Origin of the sequence: Hyphomicrobium sp. (assembly GCF_051860585.1) — a bacterium.
Taxonomy (GTDB): Bacteria; Pseudomonadota; Alphaproteobacteria; order Rhizobiales; family Hyphomicrobiaceae; genus Hyphomicrobium_C.
Map to the genome: position 1 here is coordinate 157630 of NZ_JBHYDS010000001.1, position 18387 is coordinate 176016.

Genomic DNA, 18387 nt, shown 5'->3' on the forward strand with positions numbered 1-18387 from the left:
TGGCTTGCTGGCGATGAAGGAGCAATCAATGACTTGGACGACCTTGAGAGACCGGGTCTCGGCCGCGTCGCGGCACATTCGGGCCTTGGCCGCTCCGCGGCACACGCGTGCCTTGACCGCTCCGCGGCACACGCGTGCCTTGACCGCTCCGCGGCACATGCGGGCCGCGGCGGTGGCGTCTCTCGTTCTCGGCCCGATGCTGGCCGCCTCGCCCGTTCATGCCCAGCGCGGGCCGGAGTCGGTCGCGCCGATCGCCGAGAAACTCATCGATGCGGTCGTCAACATCTCGACGAGCCAGGTGGCGAAGGGGCCCGAAGGCGTGCCGCTGCCGCAGGTTCCGAAGGGCTCGCCTTTCGAGGACTTTTTCGAGGACTTCTTCAATAAAAAAGGCGGCGGCGGGCGCGTGCCGCCGCAGGATCGCAAGGTGTCCTCGCTCGGCTCCGGTTTCGTGATCGACGGAACGGAAGGCCTCGTGGTGACGAACAATCACGTCATCGAGGGCGCGGACGAGATCATCGTCAACTTCCACGACGGATCGAAGCTCAAGGTCGACAAGGTGATCGGCCGTGACACCAAGGCCGATCTCGCGCTGTTGAAGGTGACGCCGAAGAAGCCGCTCGTGGCGGTCAACTTCGGATCGTCGGCTGATATCAAAGTCGGCGACTGGGTGATGGCGATCGGCAATCCGTTCGGCCTCGGCGGCACCCTGACCGTCGGCATCATTTCAGCCAAGCAGCGCGACATCAACGCGGGCCCCTACGACGACTTCCTGCAGACGGACGCAGCGATCAACAAGGGCAATTCCGGCGGCCCGCTGTTCAACATGGCGGGGCAGGTGGTCGGCGTGAACACGGCCATCATCTCGCCCACGGGCGGCTCCATCGGCATCGGCTTTGCGGTACCGGCCGATACCGTCACGGCGGTGATCTCGCAGCTCAAGGAATTCGGGCAGGTCAAGCGCGGCTGGCTCGGCGTGAAGATCCAGTCGATCAGCGAAGACATCGGCGAAAGCCTCGGCGTGCCCGAGAACACGGGCGCACTGGTGGCCGGCGTAACGCCGGATTCGCCTGCCGCGAAGGCGGGCGTCGAAGCCGGTGACGTGATCCTCAAGTTCGACGGCAAGGACGTGACGACGATGCGCGGCCTGCCGAAGCTCGTCGCCCAGTCGCCGATCGGCAAGGCGGTCGACATCGAGGTTCTGCGACAGGGCCAGAAGAAGACGCTGTCGGTCACGGTCGGCATGCTCGACGATGAAGAGGGCAATCCCGCTCCGGCTGCCGAGGAAAAGAAGGACGAGGCGCCGCCCGCGTCGAGCACCGTTCTCGGGTTGTCGCTGCTGCCGCTCAACGACGAGATGCGCAGCCGCTTCGGGTTCGACGCCAAGGTCAAGGGGCTCATTGTCGGCGAAATCGATCCCGCGAGCGCGGCGGCCTCCAAGAACATCCGGCCGGGCGACGTGATCACGGAAGCCCAGCAGGAACCGGTGGCGACCCCCAAGGACCTCGAGACGGCGATCGAAAAGGTGAAGAAGACCGGCGGCAAGAGCGTGCTGTTGCTGGTCGAGGATGCGAAGGGCGATACCCGTTTCGTCGCGATCCCGTTCTAGGCTCGCCGATGACGGAGATCAGCGAAGCCGACGTGGTGGAGATTGCCGGAGGCACGGAGGGTGACATCGTGGCGGAGGCAACCAACGCCGAGACGGACTCCGCCGTAGTCTTGAGAAAGTTTCCCTCGCGCTTTGTTTTGGGCGCAAGCTGCGACGTGATGGACATCAGCAAGTTCTATGCTTTCGACGACCTTGAGACGGCGCAGGCACAGTTTGATGAACTCGCCGGCATGATGCGAAGCACGGGCACGCCATTCGGCGCCGCGAGCTGAGCGCGACACGCTGCGACATACACACCAGGAGGACGGATTGGCCGGCCAATCATTGCTTGAGACGATCACCGACAGCTTCGCGCCGGTTCATCGTGACGGCCACAAATTCGTGGCCATCGGGCTCGCGGTCACGCTGCTGCTGCTTTGGATCCTGCCGACGCTCGGCTGGATTGCGGCGCTGGTGACGGCGTGGATCATCTATTTCTTCCGCGACCCCGACCGTGTGACACCGTTGCGCGACGGCCTGATCGTGGCGCCGGCCGACGGCAAGGTTTCGCTGATCGAAAAGGTGCGCCCGCCTGCGGAACTCGATCTCGGCGATGCGGAGCGGGTACGGATCTCGATCTTCCTTTCGGTGTTCGACGTCCACATCCAGCGCTCGCCGCTGGCGGGGCGCATCATCCGCTCGCTCTACGTGCCGGGCGCGTTCCTCAATGCGGCGATGGACAAGGCGTCCGAAGAGAACGAACGCCGCACGATCGTGGTCGAGACGGCGGCCGGTCTCAAAGTCGCCGTGGTGCAGATCGCGGGCCTTGTGGCGCGCCGCATCGTGACCTTCGCGGACGAAGGCGATAACATCGGCGTCGGCGAACGCTTCGGCCTCATCCGGTTCGGATCGCGCGTCGATACCTACCTGCCGCCCGGCGCGTTTCCGGCGGTGGCGGTCGGACAGCGGGCGATCGGCGGCGAGACCGTGCTCTCGGATCTCAGATCGACGGAGCCCGAGCGCGAAGCCCGGCAGCACTGAGCGAAAAAGCCCGCCTGGGAGGCCCCATGGATCCGGTTGTACCGCAACTCGAGAAGGAAACGCGGCGGCGGCGCAGGCGGCCCATGTTCAGCCATGCGCGAATCCCCGTGCGCATGATGGTGCCGAATTTCTTCACTCTGCTCGGCCTGTGCGCGGGGCTCACGTCGATCCGCATGTCGATCGAGGGCCGCTACGACTTTGCGCTGGCGGCGATCGTGTTCGCCGCCTTGCTCGACGGCCTGGACGGACGCATCGCACGGCTTCTCAAGGCCTCGTCGCGGTTCGGGGCCGAGCTCGACAGCCTGGCGGACTTCGTCAACTTCGGCGTTGCGCCGGCGATCATGATCTTCACGTGGGGGCTCGGGTCGCACAAGAGCCTCGGCTGGATTGCCGTGATGCTGTTCGCGCTCGCGTCCGCGTTGCGGCTCGCGCGCTTCAACGCCGTGCTCGATGACGACCGGCCGAAGTGGCAATCGGATTTCTTCATGGGCGTGCCGACGCCCGCCGCGGCCATCGTGGTGCTGCTGCCGATCTATCTCTGGCACCTCGGCATCGACCTCAGATCCTCGCCGCTACTTCTCAATCTCGTGCTCGCCTACACGATGCTCATCGGCGTGATGATGGTGTCGATGCTGCCGACCTATTCCGGCAAGCTGCTCGGCGAGCGCATCGAGCGCGAGTGGGTGCTGCCGATCTTCATCCTGGTGATGCTGGCCGTGGCCTGCCTGCTCACATACCCCTACGCCACGCTGTCGATCGCGACGGTGCTCTATCTCGCGGCGATCCCGCCGACCTGGCGGCGCTACCGGAAGCTCGAGCAGATGCATGCCCCTGCCGGCGGGGTACAGCCCGAGGGCGCAACGGCCACGGACGGCGCACCGGCCGCTCCGGATCCGAAGCCGCTCTCGCCGTCCGAGATTTCCCGCGTCGTCGAGATCCGCCCGGGCGGCGAGCACAAACGATAGACGGCCCCACGGGCGGCCGGCTTGCGCGAGGGCGTGGCGCGACTGCACCGCCCTGCTCCTCCGTTGCCTGAATGCTCCTGCTACGCAGCGACAGCCCACATATTATCCCCTAAGCTCGGCCCGCTGGGATTGCGTATCAATTCGCCGGGGGTATCGCGTATGGCCGAAGCCGCATCGAAGCCGTCCAAGACGTGGCGGCGCCGTCTCGATTATATTTTCGGGCGCAATACGCTGATCGGCGTCGCCTCCCTGATGCTGCTGTTCCTCTCCGGCTACGCCACCTGGCACGGCATGCGCGATTTCATTCTCGGCGCGTCGTCCACGGCTGCTGGCCCGACATCCGGCACCATGTCGATCCCGAACGACATCCTCGTCATCGGCGTGGTTGTCGCGCTCACGTTTCTGATGTGGCTCGCGTTGCGCGAGACGTTCGGCGCGGGACGCGACTTCGGCGACCGCATCATCATGTTCGTGCTCTACGTGTTCCTCGCGATCTGGTCGATCGGCTTCGGCTACGGGTTCTGGTGGAGCCTGATCTCCGGCGAGGAAGCGACGCGAACGGGGCTCTCAGGCCTGCAGGAGGACGCGCGCGACGCCAGCGCGGTCGTGGCCGCGCGGCTCGACGCCGTGCGCTCGCAGCTCGACAACGTCGTCTCCTGGTCGGAAGGGCAGATGACGCGTGAGGAAACGAGTGGCGGAAGCTGCGGCACCTCCTCCGGCGCGGGACGCGGACCGCTCTACAATGCGCGGCGCGGCGTGAAGGATTCGGTCGCGACGCTGCGCGACGGCATGGTGCGAAGCTGGCTCGAGCCGGTGCAGGCCGAAGTGGAGCAGTTGCGCCAGAGTGCGCAGTCGCTCGCCGGCGGCACGGTGGAAGAACGGCAGCGGAATTTCGAGAATACCGCTTCGCAGATCCGCGGATCGGCGCGCAATATCGCCGCGCGGTCGAACGAGCTCGGCAAGTCGACGGCGGCCGAAATGCGGGCGCTGGCGGAGTCGGTTTCGGTGGCGCCGGGGCAGCCCGGCTTCTCGTGCTACGACCCGACGCTCGCCCAGCGGCTCACGCAGGCGGCGGCGCAGGCGGATCAGCCGGCCGAGGTGAAGCTGCGCGATGCGGCCTTCAGCGAAGGACCGGCAGGCGTTGCCAATGCGGTCAAGAACCTTTGGAAGAACATCGGCGCCTATACGGGCAGCATGTTCACGTATGTCTTCAGCGGCGGGGCTGAACCTGCGGGCCAAACGCATGCGGGCGATCCGATCACCGGGCGCGACCTGATCGCGCTGCTGGCGTCCATCGGCGTCGATTTCGGGCTGCTGGTGCTTGCCATCCTCAATCCTCCGGCACGCCGGCCAGAGATGGCGGGCGACAAGCGCCGGGAAATCCAGGCCGCCATCGCCACGGCCATCGCGCGCGCGCCCGATGCCGACATCGAATGGGTGCGCCGTCATTTCATCTATCACCGCTCCGCGTCCTATCTCGTCATCCCAAACCTCTACAGCGCGGACTCCGAGAAGGAAGGGGCAAAGGCGCTGGCCATGAACCAGCTTGCGGGCGTGCTGGACGATCTGGATCTCGTCGAGTGGCCGAAAGCGGGTTGGCCTAAGAGCGCCAAGACGAAGCTCATCAAGAGCGAGTTGCAGAAGCTCAAGGATGAAGAAGAACTCGGCAGCGATACCGATCTCACGGACATCCGCAAAAAATGGCTCGAAAAGGCCGGTCACACGGACGGTCCGGATGCCGAAGCGCGCGATGAGCAAGTGCGCAACGCCGCGCCGTTGCGCAACCACGGCCTGTTCTCGAAGGCGGAGCGTGCGTTGACAATTGCAGGCTGGAGCGAGCAGGCGCGTCGCGACGTCGAGGTGTACCGTCTCGTCGACACGGAGGGGCTGACGCCCATCCTGGACGTGCTCAATGACGGCAGCACCGGCTCGGATGCCGCCCCTTCAGCGGGCAAAAAAGACGAGGCGTAACGCGCCGCATTCCGCGAGGTGAATATCAGCGCGGGGCGAGCGGCTTCAGCAGGCGCTCGCGAAGCGCCAAGCGAGAATTGGACGGTCCCCCGGCCTCGGCGGGCTGAGGCGCCGGCTGCGGCGTATATGACTGAGGCGCGGGCTGTGGCGTATAAGGCTGCGGGTCGCTGCGCGGCGGATAGGACGGCTGATCCGTTACGCGCTGCTGGAACGGCGCGCTGCGCGGAATGTCAGACGCCCCGTGGCGGCGTAGCGGCGGCGGGTCTTCGTGCAGCAAACCTCCGCCTGGGCGCGGTCCATCCGGCGAAAGTGGCGAGCGGCGGCGCTCGATCTCAAAGCCGTCCGGCGCGCGGTCCGCGCCCACGCGATCCATCAAAGGCGTCCGCTCCACTGAGGGCTTTTCGACGGCGGGGCGTTCCGCATGGACATCGGCGCGACGCGGCAGGCCGGCAGAAGACGGGAAGCTGACGGTCTCAGCAAACATCTGGGCTTGAATGCTGTGGTCGAGCTGGCCGCAAACGCCTGCGGCGCGCCACCGCTCAACGACGGCATCGAGGAAACCTTCGTCGCCCAAGCTTTCCTGCCACTTCTCGGTGAACTTGGCGGTGGTCGAGCGCGGCAGCACGTTCGCCGGCATCTCGTCGAACTTGATGCGCACCGGAATCGGCACGCCGTCGCCGAAGGCGATGGCCTCGCGCGCGCCGAGGGCGGGGAGGAATTCGATCAGGCCCGTTCCGGTGTCGGCCACGGCCGCCTGCACGATCGCCTGGTCGCGGTCGTTGGACATGCGGAGCGCAAACACGGTGTTGCACTGGGAGAGAATGGTCGGATCGATCTCGGCCGGGCGCTGCGTGACGATGCACAGGGAGGCGCCGTACTTGCGGCCTTCCTTGGCGATCTTGGCAATGGCGCGCTTGCATGGCTCGAAGCCCATCTGCGGGTTGAGCGGCACGTAGCGGTGAGCTTCCTCGCAGACGACAGTGACCGGCACCTTGCCTTCGCCCCAGAGCGCGAAGTCGAAGGCCATGCGGCAGAGAACCGACACGACCACGTTGACGACCTCGGGGGGCAGGCCGGTCAGCTCGAGAATGGTGATCGGCTTGCCGTTGACGGGCACGCGGAAGATGCGCGACAGCACTTGCGTCATGCCGTCGTAGACCGTGACGGAGCCGAACATGAAGGCGTAGCGCCCGTCCTGCGAGAACGTCTCGATGCGGGTCTTGAGCTGGCGATAGGGCGCGAGATCCTTGCGGTTCTCGAGCTTGCCCATGCGCTCGTCAATCAGGGCCGTCAGATCGGATATGCGGTAGGGCACGGGCGTATCGACCGTGAAGCGCGAACCGTCCAAGCCGGAGCGGCGGATCTTCTGCGGTTCCTGCGCGCGCCCGGCGCTGTAGCGCGCCTTGGCGAGCGGGATCAGATCCTGCAGGATCTCGATCTCACTCTTGCGTTCCGTGTCGCCAACCAGAACCTCGACGGCTTCCTCGAAGTTCAGGAGCCACAGCGGAAGCTGAAGCGTGCGCGGCGAAATGACTTCCGCCCGTTCGCCGAAGGCGGTCGCGTATTCGTTGTGCGGATCGAGCAGGACGATGTGGGCATTCGGGTTCTTGTCGAGGATGGCGCGCAGGATTAGAGCCGTCGAGCAGGACTTGCCGGTGCCCGTGGTGCCGAGGATGGCGAAATGCTTGCCCAGCAATTCGTCGATGCGGATCATGGCCGGTATGGTGCTGTCCTGGCGGATCGAACCGATGCGGACGCAGCCCTCGCTGTTGCCCGTGTAGGTCAGTTGCAGCTCGTATTTGGTCGCGAAGCGGACGCGATCGCCGAGCGAGGGATAATGCGAAGCGCCACGCTGAAAGTGGTATGGGCGTCCGTCCTGGTCGCGCAGCAACTCACCGACGAGACCCAGCTCGGCGATGCGAATTTCCTGCTCGGCTCCATGCGCCGGCACGGGCACGCTCAGGGCGGCGACCGTCGCGAGCACGGTGGAGCTGCCCGTGTCGATGGCCAGCAGCATGCCCATTTCCGGCCGGTCGGCCTTGTTCTTCGGATCGTTCTCGTGCGTGGCGTCGAGAAGAAGGATGGCCTTCGAGCCGGTGACGGACGCAATTCGCCCGATCGACCGCGGCAGGACGTGATGGGGTGTCTCTTTTTGGCCCGGCTGCATCGTGAGCACTATCCGATCCTAAGCCACTGCGCCGTTGCCAAACATGGCATCGCGGGCTTGGTTGAGTGACATCTGGTGAGCAGGCGGCAACGATACCGTGACGTCCGTGCCCTTGCCTTTGATGCTCGTCACGTTGAGTTCGCCGCCGTGCAGCTCGACGAGCGACTTCGCAATCGGCAGGCCAAGCCCGGCGCCTTCGCGCCAACGCGTTCTGGCACCGTCGACCTGGCCAAACGGCTCGATGGCGACGCGGATTTCCTCGGGCGTCATGCCGACGCCGGTATCGCTGATCGAAACCAGCACGCCGCCGTTGCCTTGCTCTCGCGCCTCGACTTTCACGCTGCCGCCAGCGGGCGTGAATTTCAGCGCATTCGCGATCAAGTTGCCAAAGATCTGGACGAGCTTGGCGTCGTCGGCGCGGACAGGGGGAAGCTGGAACATCAGGCGCAGCTGAAGGTCGACATTGGCCTCGGCCGATGCGGCTTGGGCGCGGTCGACGCAGTCGCGAAGTACGTCGCCGACGTCGATTTCGAAGGCGTCGAGGGCATAGGTGCCGCTGCGCATCTTCGAGATGTCGAGAATGTCGTTGATGACGGCGAGCAGCCGGTCGGCGGAGTCATGAACGAGCGTTGCGTATTGGACGATGTCGGCGTCGGAGAGCTTGCGTTCTCCATGCTCTTTCAGGAGCTTGGAGAAGCCGAGCACGGTGTTGAGCGGCGTGCGCAGCTCATGGCTCATGTTGGAGACGAATTCGGATTTTACGCGGTTGGCGAGCTCCGCCTCGATGCGGGCCTGGCGTTCAGCCGAACGCGTGCGCTGACGCAGCACCGCCTCGCTGATCAAAGCCGAATACTCCTGCATGAAGAGATTCGCTTTGCTTGTGCCTAAACTGCCTGGGCGCATGCTCGGGACGCCAAAACCTTTCTTTTGCGTAAGTTACCGTAATATCGATTGGATAAGAGCTAGTTAACTGGATCAATGCCCGGACGGGCTGCGACCCCGGTGGCCGGTGAGATGTTGTTTTCCGCCGGGGGTTGGGCTTTGATGCTGACGATCAAGCCGGGGGAGGCCAGCCGATGGATCGCCGAGATTTCCTGCTCACGACGGGCGGAGCTGTTGTGGCGGCAACGTCGACCGCCAGCGCGCATGCGACCGCAGCCGCGGATAACGCGCCGGGACAGGAGACGCCTTCGTCTGCCCACGGCGCACCCGTTCTCAGGCTCGGAATGGCCTTTCCGGACACGGCCAATGGGCCATCGGACACCGCTCGCCGCCTCGCCCGGCGGTTCGAGACGATGACCGGGGGACGGTATCGGATCGAAATCGTTGCCGATCGCACGCCGGACGGCGATGCCGATCTGTTCTTCGGCAGTGCCCATGACTTCGCGATCCGGCATCCCGCGTTCGCCTATTTCGCCGGATTGCCGGGGGGAAGTGGCCTTGCGGCCGGCGCGCTGGCGCAGTGGGTCGCGGTCGGCGGCGGCCAGATGCTTTGGGACGACCTCGCTGCGACACACGGTTGGAAGCCGCTGCTGGCCGGGCACACAGGGAGTGCGCCACTGCTCTGGTCGCGGACGCCGATCACCGGGCTCGACAGCCTGGCGGGCGCGCGGGTCGCGGCCGACGGTTTGGGTGCGGATGTCGTCCGCGCGCTCGGCGCCGATCCGGTTGCACGTCCGGCCGGCGCGACCACGTCCGCGCTCACCGATGGCGTCGTGCAGGCGATTGAATATGGTGGCGCCGTCGCGAGCCTCGCGAGCGGCGTGGCGCGGGCTGCCCCGCATGCGACCGGATCCCTGGCTGCGGGCCAGGGTGCTGGATTGGGCCTGAACGGGCACGGCACGGCGCTGGCGCTCAATGTCCGCCTTTCGGTCTGGTCGAAACTCTCCGAGGCGGACCAAGCCGTTCTGGCGGCGGCGGCGGCCGAAAGCTATCAGGCGGACGTGGCGGAAGCGCTCGTTCACGAGCGGATCGCGCGCCAGGTTCTGGAAGGATCGTTCGGCGTGCGGATCGCCCCTTGGCCGTCCGACGTCACCGAGGCGATCGACCGGGTGGCGGAGGCGACCATTGCGCATGTGGCGGGGACCGACGCCGAAGCCGAGCGCATCGACCGAAGCTACTTCGGCTTCCGCAACATGCTGTCGGGCGTGCCAGCCGAGCCGCGCAAAATGCCAGCCATCGGGTAGCGGCGGCGGATAAGACGCGCCGTGACAGCCGACCGAATTCGGCCGACCGTCATCGGGCGTGCCGGTTTTACTTTTTACTTCTTTACGAGCGCGTCGCGGATTTCGCGCAGGTAGATCTCCGACTGCGGCGGGGGCGGCGGCGCCTCGACGGCCTTCGGCTTTTGGAACTTGTTGAGCGCGCGGATCAGCAGGAAGATCGCCAGCGCAGTGATCAGGAACTTGAAGAGCGCGTTCAAAAACAGGCCGTATTTGATCAGGACGCCATCGCCGGTGGGCGTCGGCAAGGTGATCGCCAGCGCGCTGAAATCGATGCCGGCCAGCGCATAGCCGATCGGCGGCATGATGATGTTCTCGACCAGCGTCGAGACGATGGGCGCAAAGGCCGCGCCGATGATGACGCCGACGGCGAGGTCGATGACGTTGCCCCGCATTGCAAATTCTCTGAATTCCGACACGATCGACATTGGTGATATCCCTAAAGCAGAGCCAAGGCCGACTCGCTTGCGGCCGGCAGTTCGATGCTAAGATACACCCCGTTCGGGATCAAACCCGCCGATCGGTTAACGGGCGGCCGGCGGATCGGCCGCCGGAATGGCCGTTCGCCTCAAAGCAACCACATCTCGACCGCACGAGGTGGACGACCACACCAGGGAGGCGTGCAAAGTCATGATCGAACGGCGGGAACGAAAGCCCTACTGGCGGCATACGAAATGGCAGATGATCGCCAGCCTCGTGCCCTTCCTCACCGTGATCATCGTGCTGCCGCTCTATGCCGAACAGCTGAACTCCAGCAAGTTCATGGGCTTTCCGCTGGGCTACTTCCTTTGCCTGCACGGCCTGGTGCTGATCGCCGTGATCACGGTCGCGAGCTTCGTCAACCGCCAGGACGCCATCGACCACTGGCATGGCGCGCATGAGGATTCCTGAGTGATCATCGAAGCGCGCACGGAACGGCAGGCGGGCAGCTGGCGTGTTTGCGGCTGCCTGGGGGGGAACTGAGCCAATGGCGCTGTCGCACCGGACGGGCTACGTCAATCCGCGCCTGGGGACGTACTTCGGCATCTTCATCAGCGCGTTCGTCGCCATCACGCTGATGACGCTCATTCTCGAGGGCCTCGGCGTCGGCGACAACCTGCTGCGGCATGCCATGCTGTTCGGGCCGGTCGCGCTTTACGCCATTATCGGGGCCACGGCCTCGACGCGCACGCCCATCGATTATTTTGCGGCCGGCCGGCGGGTGCCGGCGTTCTATACCGGTCTCGTGGTCGCACAGACCGCGCTTGGCGCAACCGGCCTCGTGGCGCTCACCGGCGCGTTTTTCATGATCGGATTCGACGCGCTGTGCTTCGTCATCGGCGGGCTTGCGGGCTTCGTCGTGATGGCCGTGCTGCTGGCTCCGTTTTTCCGTAAGTTCGGCGCGTTCACGGTGCCGAGCTATCTCGGCCGTCGCCTCGACAGCACGACGCTGCGGCTGGTGGCCGGCGGCATCCTGACCGTGCCGATGCTGCTCGTGCTGGCGGCGGAGCTGCGCATGGGCGCGCACGCCGTGGCGTGGTTCTTCCCCATATCGCAGACGCTTTGCGTGATGCTGCTGGTCGCGCTGATCGTCATTTCCGTGGCAGGCGGCGGCATGCGCTCGCTGGCGTGGTCGTCGGCGGGCCAGAGTATCGCCGCGCTGATCGCGTTGCTCGTACCGGTCGCCATCGTCGCCGTCATCGTCACCAACCTGCCGCTGCCGCAGTTCTCTGCTGGACCGGTGCTGCGCATGGTGGGACGCGCGGAAGCCGCCCAGGGGCTGCCTATCATTCTGCCGCCCGCGCTCGCGTTCGACATTCCCGGCGAAGGGCTCGGCCCGATCGCCAAGCGCTATTCCGACGCCTTCGGCAGCATCGGTCCACTCGCGTTCGTGATCATGACGCTCTCGCTTCTCGCCGGCATTGCGAGCTCGCCTTGGCTGCTGCAACGGGTCGCCAGCACGCCCGGCGTCTACGAGGCACGCAAGTCCCTCGGCTGGGCGACGCTGCTGTTCGGCATTGCGATGCTGACAATCGGGGCCGTCGCCATTTTCATGCGCGGCTACCTGACGGACATCGTGACAGCCGTCGGGCCGGTGCGCTTTCCCGAGTGGTTCGAAGCGCTCAAGGCGCATGGTTTCGTGACCGTTTCCAGCGATGGACGTCCGACCCTCTCAAGCTTCAACATCAGTCGCGACGATGTGCTGCTCAGTTTGCCGATCGCATCCGAAATGCCGGCCGTGTTCACCTACCTTGCGGCGGGGGGCGTGGTGGCGGCGGCTCTGGCGGCGGGCGGCGCCGTGGCGCTCGCGCTCGGCAACATCCTCGCCGAGGACATCGTCTTCGGGCTCTCCTGGTCTCCGCCGCAACCGACGACGCGGCTGACGATCGCGCGGCTCGCGCTCGGCACGGCCGCGGCGCTGGCGGGGCTGATTGCACTGGTGGCGCCGACGGATCCGCTCAAGCTCCTCCTGTGGGCGATTGCGCTGACGGGGGCTTCCACCTTTCCGGTGCTCGTGATGTCAATCTGGTGGAAACGGCTCAACGTCTTTGGCGCGGTGGCCGGCATGGTGACAGGCTTCGGCGTCACAGTGCTCGCGATCATCGCCGGTGAAGCCGGGCTGACGGGCACGGACGGCGCGCTAGCCGCGGCGATCGGATTGCCAGCGAGCGTGGTGGCAACCATCGCGGTCGCCCTGGCGACGCCTGGCCCGCAAAAGAACATCATGGAGCTTCTGCGCGATATCCGCGTGCCGGGAGGCGAGGTGCTCTACGATCGTGAGATGCGCTATGAGCGGCGCGCCAAGGCCCAGCGCCCGTGACGCGCGAAGGACAGACGCACGAGGACGACCGCGCGAACGCGCCCGGTGGCCGCAAACAGCTTTACCCAGCGCTCGAGCCCTTCAACGAGGGCTTCATCGATACAGGCGACGGCCACACGCTCTATTACGCGGAATGCGGAAAACCAGACGGCGCGCCCGCGCTGATCGTCCACGGCGGTCCGGGCGGCGGCTGCAATCCGGCGATGCGGCGCTTTCACGATCCGGCGCACTACCGCATCATCCTCCTCGACCAGCGCGGATGCGGACGCTCGCGGCCGAACGCCTCGATTGAAAACAACACGACGTGGCATCTGGTCGAGGACATCGAGCGACTGCGCCGGCATCTCGGCATCGGGCGCTGGCAGCTGTTCGGCGGATCGTGGGGATCGACGCTGGCGCTCGCGTATGCCGAGACCTATCCCGACCGCGTCACCGCCCTCGTTCTGCGCGGCATCTTCCTGCTCAGGACGTGCGAGCTGGCCTGGTTCTACCAGACTGGTTGTAGCAACCTCTTCCCGGACGCCTGGGAGGCGTTCGAGCGCGTCATCCCTCCGGCCGAGCGCGGCGACATGATCGGCGCCTATTACAAGCGGCTCACCGACCCCGACCCCCGAGTCCACCTGCCGGCCGCGGAAGCCTGGAGCGTATGGGAGGGCACGACGCTGTCGCTGATCGAGGACAAGCTCCGCGTTCGATCGTTCGCGCAGCCGGCCTACGCGCTCGCGTTCGCGCGCATCGAGTGCCACTACTTCGTTAACCACGGCTTCTTCGCGGAAGACGGCGCGTTGCTGAAACATGCCGGCGCACTCGCGTCCATTCCCGGCATCATCGTCCACGGGCGCTACGACGTGGTGACGCCGGTGAGAAGCGCCTGGGACCTGTCGGCGCTGTGGCCATCTGCCGAGTTGCGTATCGTCCCCGACGCGGGCCATGCGATGACGGAGCCCGGCACGATCGACGAACTGGTGCGGGCAACGGCGCATTTTCGCGACGAGCCGGTCGCCGGGGTCTGATCTTGCTGGCCTCCCGTCGACCGGGACGCGTAAAGTACCCCGCAAGCAATGCCCTGTTATTGCTACGCCTCTGGATTGTGAAAGACCCCTTCCGCCGATGCCGTCCGAGACCCATCGATCGATCGCTATCGCCGACAAGAACCCGGTCGTCCGCACCGGGCTCGCCGATATCGTGTCTCGCGATGGGCGATTCGTGGTGACGGCCGCGGTCTCGACGGGGACGGCGCTGCTCGATCTCGTCGCGGTTCAGCCGGTCGACATCGTCATCCTCGGCTGGGCGCTACCGGATATGACGGGCGGCGACGTGCTCGCCGAACTGAAGAAGCGAAAGAGCCAGACGCGAACGATCGTCTACACCGGCGAACCGGGCGACGAGATTGTGCGACGCACCATTCGCGCGGGCGGCTGGGGTTTCATGTCGAAGTCGGACGAGCCGGACGTTCTGCTCGAAACCATTTCGACAGTTTCGCACGGCCGCGTGTCGTTTCCTTACGTCGACATGGACGCCGACGCGAACGATCCCCTCAGCGCGCTCACGGTGCGCGAGCGCGAATTGCTCGGAGCGCTTGCGGATGGATGGTCGAACTTGCAAATCGCGGCGCGCATCGGTATTTCACGCAATACCGTGAAGTATCATCTCAAGAACCTCTACGACAAACTCAACGTCAACAACCGCGCCATGGCGGTCGCATTGTTCATGGCGCAGACGGGCACGCGCGAGCAACGCTGAGCCCTTTCGCACCATCCTTCCAACGCCCTCATTCCAAGAGCGCTTAAGCCGCAGGTGGGTAGGGCTAAAACTACCCACATGGGGCATTCCCAAGGCCACCCGGACCAACGATAAACCTACTCAAGAGATTTCCGGCAGCTCCCCCTGCGGGTGTTGTCCGCGATGCGACGGCTGCTTACGAACTGCCTCCGAGGCACTCGTTGAACGGCCATCAAATCGCCTCCGGGGATCACATCTCGATTTTGCGAAAACTCAACGCTGATACCGCAACGGCAATGTCCAAATTGCGCGGAGCAGCGAGCGTTTTGGCTGACGCTGATCCGCCATGACGCTAAGGTTGGGCAAAAAAAGACGGAAGCATTACTCGCGAGGAGACGCACATGACCACCACAATGGTGAAGCCGCACCTTTTCATTCCAGGCCCGACCAACGTTCCCGATGCCGTTCGCATGGCCATGAACATCCCCATGGAGGACATGCGCAGCGCCGATTATCCGAAGCTCACGCTCCCCGTATTCGAAGACCTGAAGAAGGTCTTCAAGATGAAGGACGGCCGCGTTTTCATCTTCCCGTCGTCGGGCACCGGCGCATGGGAATCGGCGATCACGAACACGCTCGCCGTCGGCGACAAGGTTCTGATGAGCCGCTTCGGTCAGTTCTCGCTGCTCTGGGTCGACATGGCCGAGCGCCTCGGCCTCAAGGTTGAGCTTTGCGACGAAGAGTGGGGCACGGGCGTTCCGCTCGAGAAGTATGCCGACATTCTCGCCAAGGACACGGCGAACGAAATCAAGGCCGTGTTCGCCACGCACAACGAAACCGCAACGGGCGTCTCGTCCGACATCGCGGGCGTTCGCAAGGCTCTCGATGCCGCCAAGCATCCGGCGCTGCTGTTCGTCGACGGCGTCTCGTCGGTCGGCTCGCTCGAGATGCGGATGGGCGAGTGGGGCGTGGACGCTTGCGTCTCCGGCTCGCAGAAGGGCTTCATGCTGCCGACGGGTCTCGGCATCCTGGCCGTGTCGCAGAAAGCGCTCGATGCAAACAAGAGCCTCAACGGCCGCATGAACCGCTGCTTCTTCTCGTGGGAAGACATGATCAAGACGAACGATCTTGGCTACTTCCCCTACACGCCGGCGACGCAGCTGATCCGCGGTCTCCGCGCTTCGCTCGATCTCATCTTCGCCGAAGGCCTCGACAACGTGATCGCCCGCCACACGCGCCTCGCGTCCGGCGTGCGTGCCGCCGTCGATGCCTGGGGCCTCAAGCTCTGCGCCAAGGAGCCCAAGTGGCACTCGGACACGGTGTCGGCCATCCTGGTGCCGGAAGGCATCGATGCGGTCAACGTGCTGAAGACGGCTTACTACCGCTACAACACTTCGCTCGGAACCGGCCTCAACAAGGTCGCCGGCAAGGTCTTCCGCATCGGCCATCTCGGTGCTCTCGACGAGGGCATGATCGGCGGCGTGCTGTTCAACGTCGAAATGGCGCTCAAGGATTGCGGCGTGCCGATCAAGTTCGGCTCGGGCACCGGCGCTGCGGCGGAGTACTTCAGCAAGACTGCAACGAAGCCCGCTCTGCAGAGCGCCGCTTAGTTTCAAGGCGGCGCTCGATACCGGGCGCCGCCTTTTCTCTTTTCGCCCAATAGACGGCCCGTCCTTCGCTCAGCTGCGACGGACTTCGCCGGAAGTGTCTTCAAAAACAATCTGATCGAGGAAATGCCAGATGAGCTATACTCTTTATCCGCTCCGCAAGCAGCGCCTGCAGCGTTCGTATCTCGCTGTTCCGGGTTCGAACCCGACGATGATCGACCGCGCCATCAAGAGCGCCGCCGACTATGTGTTCCTGGATTGTGAAGACGCCGTGGCGCCGCCCGAGAAGGAGCAGGCCCGCAAGAACATCATCCAGGCGCTGAACGACCTCGACTGGAAGGGCGCAGGCAAGAGCGTCTCCGTTCGTATCAACGGCCTCGACACGCACTACTGCTATCGCGACGTCGTCGACATCGTCGAGCAGGCCGGCGCGAAGCTCGACACGATCCTGATCCCGAAGGTCGGCGTTGCTGCCGACGTCTATGCCATCGAGAGCTTCGTCAGCCAGATCGAAGTCGCGAAGGGCCTCCCCCACCAGATCGGCACCGAAGCCCTGATCGAAACGCCGCTCGGCATGGCCAACGTCGAAGCCATCGCTTCGGCCAACAGCCGCCTCGAGTCGATGCACTTCGGCGTTGCCGACTACTCGGCCTTCAACAAGGCCCGCACGGTCGTCATCGGCGGCCTGAACCCCGACTATCCGGGCGACCAGTGGCACTTCCCGCTGTCGCGCATGACGGTTGCCTGCCGCGCGTTCGGCCTGCGTCCGATCGACGGCCCGTTCGGCGGCATCGACGATCCGGAAGGCTACAAGGCCGCTGCTCGCCGCGGTGCCGCACTCGGCATGGAAGGCAAGTGGGCGATCCATCCTTCGCAGATCGAGCTCGCCAACGAGATCTACTCGCCGACGGCGAAGGAAGTAGAGCGCGCCGAGCGCATCCTCGTCGCTCTGAAGGAAGCCGAAGCCCAGGGCAAGGGCGCTGCTTCGCTCGACGGCAAGATGATCGACGCGGCATCCGAGAAGATGGCGAACAACCTGCTCGCCACGGCGGCGGCGATCAAGCGCAGCGAAGCCGCCCGCGGATAATAAGAAAAACTTCGAGGAAACACCCCCCAAGGAGGTCCAGAATGGACATTCACGAGTACCAAGCCAAAGAGCTTCTTTCGAAGTTCGGCGTGCCGGTTCCGCGCGGCGGTCTTGCCTACAGCCCCGAGCAGGCGGTCTACCGGGCGCACGAAATTGGCGGCGCACGTTGGGTCGTCAAGGCGCAGATTCATTCTGGCGCCCGCGGCAAAGCCGGCGGCATCAAGGTCTGCAAATCGGACGATGACATCGAGGCGGCGGCCGAAGGGCTGCTCGGCAAGAAGCTCGTCACGATCCAGACCGGCCCCGCCGGCAAGCTCGTCTCGCGCCTCTACGTCGAGGAAGCGACCGACATCGACAAGGAGATCTATCTCTCCTTCGTCATGGACCGCGCAGCCGAGAAGATCGTCGTCGTGTCGTCGGCTGCCGGCGGCATGGACATCGAGGAAATCTCGCACAGCCAGCCCGACACCATCATCAAGGTGGCCGTCGATCCGGCTGTGGGCATGCAGGGCTTCCAGGCTCGTGAAGTCGCTTTCGGCCTCGGCGTCGAACCGGAGATCGTCGGCAAGCTCGAGCGTGTCATCCTCGGCTGCTACCGCGCGTTCCGCGATCTCGACTCGTCGATGCTCGAGATCAACCCGCTCGTGATCACCAAGCAGAAGCAGGTCGTGGCGCTCGACGCCAAGATGAGCTTCGACGAGAACGCTCTGTTCCGCCGCCCGCAGATCGCGGAACTGCGCGACAAGAGCCAGGAAGACAGCCGCGAAACCTACGCCAACGATCGCGGCCTCTCCTACGTCGGCCTCGATGGCGACATCGGCTGCATCGTGAACGGCGCCGGCCTCGCCATGGCCACGCTCGACATGATCAAGCTGGCCGGCGGCGAGCCCGCGAACTTCCTCGATATCGGCGGCGGCGCAAGCCCCGAGCGCGTGACGAAGTCGTTCAAGGCCGTGCTTCGCGACAAGAACGTGAAGGCCATCCTCGTCAACGTGTTCGCCGGCATCAATCGCTGCGACTGGGTTGCAAAGGGTGTGGTGGACGCGATCAAGGAACTCGAAATCAAGGTTCCGATCGTCGTGCGCCTCGCAGGCACCAACGTCGAGGAAGGCCGCAAGATCATCGATCAAAGCGGTCTCACCATGATCAGCGCGGAGACGCTGGCCGACGCTGCGAATAAGGCCGTCTCGGCCGCCAAGAACGCCGCGTAAGGAGGAAAC

General features: G+C 65.0%; 16 protein-coding genes. 13 read left to right on the top strand and 3 right to left on the bottom strand.

The annotated features are described in order from the left end of the window. Nucleotides 1-157 precede the first annotated feature (157 nt). From ACTIFK_RS00715 to ACTIFK_RS00735, 5 genes are all read left to right on the top strand, one after another. Nucleotides 158-1606 (top strand): Do family serine endopeptidase, encoded by a 1449-nt coding sequence (locus ACTIFK_RS00715; RefSeq protein WP_439541541.1) that lies wholly within the window; start codon nt 158-160, stop codon nt 1604-1606. An 8-nt stretch (nt 1607-1614) separates the two neighbouring features. Next, complete coding sequence (locus ACTIFK_RS00720) at nt 1615-1878, top strand: hypothetical protein (protein WP_439541118.1); 264 nt, start codon at nt 1615-1617, stop codon at nt 1876-1878. Between the two features lie 37 nt (nt 1879-1915). Continuing rightward, nucleotides 1916-2626 (top strand): phosphatidylserine decarboxylase, encoded by a 711-nt coding sequence (locus tag ACTIFK_RS00725; protein ID WP_439541119.1) that lies wholly within the window; start codon nt 1916-1918, stop codon nt 2624-2626. Between the two features lie 26 nt (nt 2627-2652). Next, nucleotides 2653-3591 carry a CDP-alcohol phosphatidyltransferase family protein gene (locus tag ACTIFK_RS00730; protein ID WP_439541120.1) on the top strand — a complete coding sequence of 313 codons (939 nt, stop codon included), beginning with the start codon at nt 2653-2655 and terminating at the stop codon, nt 3589-3591. A gap of 159 nt (nt 3592-3750) precedes the next feature. Continuing rightward, nucleotides 3751-5562 carry a hypothetical protein gene (locus ACTIFK_RS00735; RefSeq protein WP_439541121.1) on the top strand — a complete coding sequence of 604 codons (1812 nt, stop codon included), beginning with the start codon at nt 3751-3753 and terminating at the stop codon, nt 5560-5562. Nucleotides 5563-5587: 25 nt separating this feature from the next. On the opposite strand, the gene ACTIFK_RS00740 is transcribed toward ACTIFK_RS00735, so the two are convergent. Together ACTIFK_RS00740 and ACTIFK_RS00745 are read right to left on the bottom strand one after the other, a co-directional pair. After that, nucleotides 5588-7729, bottom strand: a complete 2142-nt coding sequence (locus ACTIFK_RS00740) for a helicase HerA domain-containing protein (protein WP_439541122.1) — start codon at nt 7727-7729, stop codon at nt 5588-5590. A gap of 18 nt (nt 7730-7747) precedes the next feature. Further along, the gene (locus tag ACTIFK_RS00745; protein WP_439541123.1) at nt 7748-8590 is read right to left on the bottom strand and encodes a sensor histidine kinase; all 843 of its coding nucleotides are present in this window, start codon (nt 8588-8590) and stop codon (nt 7748-7750) included. A 215-nt stretch (nt 8591-8805) separates the two neighbouring features. On the opposite strand from ACTIFK_RS00745, the gene ACTIFK_RS00750 reads away from it, so the two are divergent. Beyond that, nucleotides 8806-9915, top strand: coding sequence for a hypothetical protein (locus ACTIFK_RS00750; protein WP_439541124.1), 1110 nt, complete (start codon nt 8806-8808; stop codon nt 9913-9915). Nucleotides 9916-9989: 74 nt separating this feature from the next. Here ACTIFK_RS00750 and mscL read toward each other — a convergent pair whose 3' ends face one another. Further along, complete coding sequence (gene mscL / locus ACTIFK_RS00755) at nt 9990-10379, bottom strand: large-conductance mechanosensitive channel protein MscL (protein WP_439541125.1); 390 nt, start codon at nt 10377-10379, stop codon at nt 9990-9992. A 127-nt stretch (nt 10380-10506) separates the two neighbouring features. Here mscL and ACTIFK_RS00760 point away from each other — a divergent pair, with 127 nt between their 5' ends. The 7 genes from ACTIFK_RS00760 to ACTIFK_RS00790 all read left to right on the top strand — a co-directional run bounded on the left by ACTIFK_RS00760 (nt 10507) and on the right by ACTIFK_RS00790 (nt 18378). Continuing rightward, entirely contained in the window at nt 10507-10842 is a 336-nt protein-coding gene (locus tag ACTIFK_RS00760; protein ID WP_439541126.1) for a DUF4212 domain-containing protein, read from the top strand. Nucleotides 10843-10918: 76 nt separating this feature from the next. Beyond that, complete coding sequence (locus tag ACTIFK_RS00765; protein WP_439541127.1) at nt 10919-12751, top strand: solute symporter family protein; 1833 nt, start codon at nt 10919-10921, stop codon at nt 12749-12751. After that, entirely contained in the window at nt 12748-13764 is a 1017-nt protein-coding gene (pip, locus tag ACTIFK_RS00770; RefSeq protein WP_439541128.1) for a prolyl aminopeptidase, read from the top strand. Before ACTIFK_RS00765 ends, pip begins: the two co-directional genes overlap by 4 nt. Nucleotides 13765-13861: 97 nt before the next feature. After that, nucleotides 13862-14494 (top strand): LuxR C-terminal-related transcriptional regulator, encoded by a 633-nt coding sequence (locus ACTIFK_RS00775; protein WP_439541129.1) that lies wholly within the window; start codon nt 13862-13864, stop codon nt 14492-14494. Between the two features lie 380 nt (nt 14495-14874). Next, nucleotides 14875-16083 (top strand): aminotransferase class V-fold PLP-dependent enzyme, encoded by a 1209-nt coding sequence (locus tag ACTIFK_RS00780; protein WP_439541130.1) that lies wholly within the window; start codon nt 14875-14877, stop codon nt 16081-16083. Between the two features lie 130 nt (nt 16084-16213). Beyond that, on the top strand, nt 16214-17167 hold the full coding sequence (locus ACTIFK_RS00785) for an HpcH/HpaI aldolase/citrate lyase family protein (RefSeq protein WP_439541131.1): 954 nt from the start codon (nt 16214-16216) through the stop codon (nt 17165-17167). 41 nt (nt 17168-17208) lie between these two features. Further along, entirely contained in the window at nt 17209-18378 is a 1170-nt protein-coding gene (locus tag ACTIFK_RS00790; protein WP_439541132.1) for a malate--CoA ligase subunit beta, read from the top strand. Nucleotides 18379-18387: the final 9 nt, after the last annotated feature.